Annotated in this window: 3 protein-coding genes and 1 tRNA gene; 2 read left to right on the top strand and 2 right to left on the bottom strand. The window is 36.6% G+C overall.

Annotation, left to right across the window (positions count from 1 at the left end):
* Positions 1-226 precede the first annotated feature (226 nt).
* A complete protein-coding gene (locus HPY74_20270) occupies positions 227-739 on the top strand; it encodes a nitroreductase family protein (GenBank protein ID NSW92943.1) in 513 nt (170 codons plus the stop codon).
* Between the two features lie 214 nt (positions 740-953).
* On the opposite strand, the gene HPY74_20265 is transcribed toward HPY74_20270, so the two are convergent.
* Positions 954-1,029: transfer RNA gene (locus HPY74_20265), tRNA-Thr, on the bottom strand.
* Positions 1,030-1,393: 364 nt separating this feature from the next.
* Here HPY74_20265 and fabZ point away from each other — a divergent pair.
* The gene (gene fabZ / locus HPY74_20260) at positions 1,394-1,828 is read left to right on the top strand and encodes a 3-hydroxyacyl-ACP dehydratase FabZ (GenBank protein NSW92942.1); all 435 of its coding nucleotides are present in this window, start codon (positions 1,394-1,396) and stop codon (positions 1,826-1,828) included.
* Positions 1,829-1,858: 30 nt separating this feature from the next.
* Here the strand turns inward: fabZ and HPY74_20255 are convergent, their stop codons facing one another.
* The gene (locus HPY74_20255) at positions 1,859-3,277 is read right to left on the bottom strand and encodes a UDP-N-acetylmuramate--L-alanine ligase (GenBank protein NSW92941.1); all 1,419 of its coding nucleotides are present in this window, start codon (positions 3,275-3,277) and stop codon (positions 1,859-1,861) included.
* Positions 3,278-3,687 lie beyond the last annotated feature (410 nt).

Genomic DNA, 3,687 nt, shown 5'->3' with positions numbered 1-3,687 from the left:
GGTTATAGTGTTATCCGATGACTTAAACGTATGGTTAAATTTATGTAATATTATTATATAATTGGATAAAATTACTAACGCAGCCACTATTAATGGATAAGAATAAAATTTTCATGCTTCAGCTCTGAGTTATCTTATATTTGCTGGCAAAGTTTGTATAAATATGGTATAATAGCATTAGGATTAAACAAATATAAAAACTACAAATTTCGGAGGGGTGATTGTTGTGGATGTCCTATCAGCCATTCAAGGAAGGAGGAGTGTAAGAAATTACAGTTCCAAGGAGGTTGAAAAAGAAAAGCTAAATAAAGTATTGGAAGCAGCGAGACTATCTCCATCGGCAAGTAATAACCAAGGATGGAAGTTTATAGTAGTAAGGAATGAAGAAACCCGAAAAAAACTAACCGAAGCTGCCGGAGGCCAAAAATTTGTCGGACAAGCTCCAGTAGTTATTGTTGCTTGTGGTACTGACCCTGAAAGAGTTATGAAATGTGGCCAGCATAGATACACAGTCGACCTGTCAATAGCTGTTGCCTATATGATACTTGAAGCTTATGAACAAGGGCTTGGCACATGCTGGATAGGCCATTTTGACGAAGGTGCCGTCAAAAAAATCCTGGATATACCTGATACTGTAAGAGTTGTTGCCATGACCCCCCTGGGGTACCCTGCAGAAAGTCCTGCTCCAAGGCCCCGAAAACCGCTAAGTGAAATTATTTGCTATGAAAAATATTCTTGATGGGAGTATATGCTGTTTTGTATGCAGACATTACTGGAGAAGTTAAGTCTTTGGACTGCTATACCAAATGGGAATAAGTATCGAAACCGGCAGGGATGAATAAGGAAGGGAACATACGGTAACATACGGTATAGAGGAGTATTAATGTTGTTATGTAAACTTATAGGAATATATGACAAAAGCCGCTAATCTTTGTAGCTAGCGGCTTTTATTATGGAGCTGGTGGACGGATTCGAACCCCCGACCTGCTGATTACAAGTCAGCTGCTCTACCTGCTGAGCTACACCAGCTTATAAACATGCTATTTTACTGCTTTTGACCATCTAAACAGATGATTTTTAGTGTCCAGTTGAGCAGATGATTTTGTCAACTGCTAAATATAATAACATAGGATTTAGTAAACTGTCAACACATTCGACTAAAAAGGGCGCTTGCTAAAAAAGTTTATTTCGTAATTTATAAAAATATGCAGCATTCCTAAGTTGATTTTCTCTTTTCCATCATTGAAGAGATAAGTTTCATACAATTTGGAGAAACTACTGCTTTAAAAAAGGATTTTAGCCTTGTGCTGACGAATAATATTGTTTAAAATAAAGGAGTGTGGCAGTTAACAAAAATAAGAATACATTTTATTTTGATGAAGAGAGGTGTAATATGTTATCTAGTATTGAAATTCAAAATATCATACCCCACAGGTATCCTTTCCTGCTTGTGGATAAGGTATTGGAAGTAGAACCCGGTAAAAGGGCGGTAGCTGTAAAAAATATTACAATAAATGAACCTTTTTTCCAGGGGCATTTCCCCGGATACCCCATTATGCCCGGGGTATTGATTGTTGAAGCACTTGCCCAAACTGCAGGGATTGCTGCCGCTTCTCTTGAAGAGAATAAAGGGAAGTTAGGCGTATTTACCGGTATAGATTCAATGAAATTCAGAAAGCAGGTTGTACCGGGAGATGTTTTAAGGTTGGAGGCGGAAATTCTTACCCTAAAAATGGGTATGGCCAAAGTTAAAGTATCTGCCACAGTGGATGGACAGACGGCAGCAGAGGGCGAAATCAAATTTGCCATGGTTAATACCGGGAAGTAATGTTGGGATGAAGGTTTAATCTTATACTGCTTACACTACAGCTTTTGTATATGGCTCTTTTAGCAGTATTTCTCCCACCTTATATATATCTCCTGCTCCCATAGTTATTATTAAATCACCTGGCAGGGCATTGGTTTTCAAATAGTTGGCAATGGTATCAAAATCTGATATATATATTGCCCTTCCCCCTGCCTTGTTTATTTTTTCCACAAGAGTTTTTGAATTTATTTCACCATTATCTGATTCCCTGGCTGCATAAATATCTGATACAATTACGGTATCTGCATCAGAAAAGGCAACGGAAAAATCATCAAGCAGAGTTTTTGTCCTGGAGTATGTATGGGGTTGAAATATGCACCATATTTTAGAATTATTGGTACATTTTGCAGCTTTGAGGGTTGCTCTTATTTCTGAAGGATGATGGGCATAATCGTCGATAACTTTAATGTTATTGAAAATGCCCTTTAGCTCAAAGCGCCTGTGGGTTCCCGTGAACTTAAACAATGCCTGTTTTATGCCTGGGATGCTGCATCCTAATGATTGGCATACTGCAATAGCAGCAAGGGAATTATAAATATTATGGATACCGGGTACGCTGAGTTTGATTGTATCCACCTCTCGGCCATTTTTTAAAAGGGTAAAGGAAGCACACCCCGACGATTCGTCAATTCTTATATTTCCAGCACTCCAGATGTATGTATCCGGTCTTTCGTTGATTATGCCGTAAGTTATTTTATTTGCAGGAATTTTACAAAGAAGGGAGGAGATATTGGCATCGTCAGCGCATGCAACTACATACCCGTCTTTTGGAACCAATTGTGCAAATTTTAAAAAAGAGTTTTTAATATGCTCAATACCTTTATAATAGTCAGGGTGATCAAATTCGATATTCAGGATAACACCAATATGAGGATAAAATTTAAGAAAACTTTCATAGTATTCATCGGCTTCGGTAACAAAATAATTATTTCCTCCAATCCTGGTGGTACCTCCAATATAATCTAATTCACCGCCGATATGTACAGTAGGGTCAAGGCCTGATTCCAACATTATCATGGCTATCATGGATGTTGTAGTTGTTTTACCGTGAGTCCCGGCTACTGCAACGCTGTATAGGTATTTTCTCATTAGCAGGCCAAGCAGGGTTGCCCTGTCAATGATAGGGATGTTTAGAGATCTGGCTTTTATTAATTCGGGATTATTGTCCTTTATTGCGGCAGTGTAGACTACGGCATCAGGATTATTAACATTTTTCTCACTATGGTTATAATAAATTACCGCACCTTTTCTTTCCAGTTTTTGCGTAATATTTGAAGGCCTTATATCGGAACCTGAAACTTTGTGTCCAAAGCTTATTAGTATTTCTGCCAATCCGCTCATGCTTATTCCGCCTATACCAATAAAATGTATATGTTTTACTTTATCAGGACCTAAAAAATCTTTATCCAAATATTTATCTAGATTTTTACCAAAATCCTTACCCACTAAAAACACTCTCCTATAAAAATAAATATTTTAATTATCGGTAAAACCCATATACCTTTCAAAATTATAACCTTTTAACCTAAAACTAATACATTACGCATTATTTTATTAATTTGATTAAGCTAATGCTAATTCCTGCATTATTCCGCATCCAAATCTCGTTGCTGTTCTTAGGTATCGTTAGTTGCTACTAATATTATATATTATACAACACAAAAATAAATTGTGTATAAAAATTAATTATTATCAGAGCTGAAGCATGAAAATTTTATTCTTATCCATTAATAGTGGCTGCGTTAGTAATTTTATCCAATTATATAATAATATTACATAAATTTAACCATACGTTTAAGTCATCGGATAACACTATAACC

The sequence above is a fragment of the Bacillota bacterium genome (genome assembly GCA_013314855.1).
In the GTDB taxonomy this organism is placed as follows: domain Bacteria; phylum Bacillota; class Clostridia; order Acetivibrionales; family DUMC01; genus Ch48.
The sequence above is the reverse complement of the archived record's forward strand: the minus strand, read 5'-3'. Positions and strand labels throughout refer to the sequence as shown.